Source organism: Bacillus sp. GMa5/1 (genome assembly GCF_050172015.1).
Taxonomy (GTDB): domain Bacteria; phylum Bacillota; class Bacilli; order Bacillales; family Bacillaceae_G; genus Bacillus_A; species Bacillus_A cereus.
This window is the reverse complement of record NZ_JBNLYC010000358.1, coordinates 1-2,126: the sequence shown is the minus strand read 5'-3', so window position 1 is coordinate 2,126 and position 2,126 is coordinate 1. Positions and strand designations below refer to the sequence as shown.

The window sequence follows — 2,126 nt, the reverse complement described above, 5'->3', positions numbered from 1 at the left end:
ATACCGTCAAAATATTCAATTTAAACTTAGACAAATAACTGGCATACAATTTCATAATAAGAGATCCTATACTATCGAAATACATCTATTACAAATTCCCTTTAACGTTTTCAACAATCTCATTTATCGTATTCCGATCAAACTTATCACTAATTTCATATGACTCACGATCTCCTACGAATTGCACGCCTACGATATCATTGCGATCCTTACCGTATTGCACTTCAATAATAGATCCTCGCTCTATTTGTTTCCAAATGAGACCTGCTTCATCTTTATTATCTAAAATAATGCAGTCTTCAATATTTTCGTCAATCCCAATTAACTTATTATCATCCATATATCCAATCTCGTATTGTTGCCGTTCTTTCGCTTTGCCACTTACTAATATACCTTTGCTACCATATGAGTAATCCATATAGTCCTTTTTCTCCGTTTGTACCGCTTTCGGCTTTTGTGCTTCAGTTTTTTCAGCAGCCCCACAACCTGTAATAAGACTGATTGGGATAACCACTATTAATACTAATCTAGTAAATTTTTTTATCATTTGTAACCAACCTCATATATTTAATGCAAAACTCCATTTATTACTCTATTAAAGAATAACATGATACTAAGTAAACAGAACGAAAGATAACATATTATTTACATACTCGCACTTTAATGAAGGACCAGGCCATTTAAACCTAGTCCTACATAACTTTAACTTTGCTTCACATACTTAATTGTATTAAATGACGTCTCATTAAATAATTGCAAGTTTTCCCCATCATAATCTTGAACTTTATATGCTATTTTCTTTTTTTGAATTGTATCTTCTACACCGTCTACTAAACGTTTATTGAGATGTAAATAGATTGTAAAAGCTTCCTTATCATATTCCCAAGTTCCTTCAATATAATTCTTTTTATTTGGATACTCACCTTTACCATATGTTTCAAATGTCTTATCACCTTTTAAAATGAGTGACATATTGAAACCGTCTGTTCCTTGGAATCCCCAATTACCGATTAATTCCGTACCATCTTTCACATTCTTCATAACATTATCTGTATTAATTCCAGCTTTCTTATCTAACTCTTTCAAATCTTTAATTGATACTGTACCATCACCGATTTTAATATCCCCTTCAAGATCTTTGAATGCCTTAAGCCAGTAAATATCTCCTTCTTTCACTAGCTTTTCAGATTTCTCTATTAACTCTTTATCAGTCTTATCACCTTTTTCTCTTTTTTCTTTTCTGGTGAATACTTCATTTATTAAAGAAAAAGACTCTCTAAAATAACTAATTGCTTTTTCAAAATCTTTTTGTTGGTTTACATACTCTGTAGGGGGATCTATTGACTCAAATTTATCTAACACTTTATTTAATTCTTTCACACTATCTACTATATCTGATTTCTTTTTCTTACCGTCAAAAACCTCTCTTGTAATATTGTTATGCTCCGCAAACAACTTATCAAACTCTACTCCTAATTTATACACTTTATTAGGATAGTCTTCCTTTGAAACTTTTTCTTTCTTACTATTAGACTTCGATTCTTTTACTTTAGACTCTTCCGTTTTCTCCTGTTTAGAAGTGTTCGTTTTCTCAGAAACTCCACAACCAAATAACAACATGACCGGAACTGCTACCCCTAGTAGTTTCTTTGCATTCATGACTGATTTCTCCTTCTACTTGAATAGATTACTCTTGCTATACCCATCCTCTTTTTTTATCTTGTAATTAAAGTTACAATCGCAATAACTCCTAGAATCGGTCCCCAATATTCCATTTTTATAAAAAATAATGAGTGCTTTTTGTTAAACATAACTTTTTCACCAGTTTCGGCATCTATATAAACTTTCCCATCTGGCTTATTAATATATTTACCTAAATACCAAGACATAACCCCTGATATAATAAACATTACCGCCATTGGCCAACTATGGTCTTGAAAATATGTAGCGTCCCCCGTTATAGATCCAAAGATAGCCTTACCCAAAAGAGTATTAATAATTACAATAATTGCGACTAAAAAACCCCAACCAGACCAAATAATCATCTATTTCTCCTCCTAAAGCGTACAACTTTGTACTTTATGTTAATTTGAACTGCAAACGAAAATGTTTAAAAAACCGAATAT

3 protein-coding genes are annotated in these 2,126 nt (G+C 31.7%); all 3 read right to left on the bottom strand.

The genetic code is table 11. The annotated features are described in order from the left end of the window. Positions 1 to 88: 88 nt before the first annotated feature. A complete protein-coding gene (locus ACQGSG_RS28580; RefSeq protein ID WP_000591634.1) occupies positions 89 to 547 on the bottom strand; it encodes a hypothetical protein in 459 nt (152 codons plus the stop codon). Positions 548 to 702: 155 nt separating this feature from the next. Next, entirely contained in the window at positions 703 to 1,659 is a 957-nt protein-coding gene (locus ACQGSG_RS28575) for a DUF3994 domain-containing protein (protein ID WP_003313272.1), read from the bottom strand. Between the two features lie 56 nt (positions 1,660 to 1,715). Then, entirely contained in the window at positions 1,716 to 2,045 is a 330-nt protein-coding gene (locus ACQGSG_RS28570; RefSeq protein ID WP_000587853.1) for a hypothetical protein, read from the bottom strand. Positions 2,046 to 2,126 lie beyond the last annotated feature (81 nt).

Bases quoted from the DNA above. Each gene is read 5' to 3' on its own strand.
- ACQGSG_RS28580 (WP_000591634.1), bottom strand. From the start codon at position 547: ATGATAAAAAAATTTACTAGATTAGTATTAATAGTGGTTATCCCAATC.
- ACQGSG_RS28570 (WP_000587853.1), bottom strand. From the start codon at position 2,045: ATGATTATTTGGTCTGGTTGGGGTTTTTTAGTCGCAATTATTGTAATT.
- ACQGSG_RS28575 (WP_003313272.1), bottom strand. From the start codon at position 1,659: ATGAATGCAAAGAAACTACTAGGGGTAGCAGTTCCGGTCATGTTGTTA.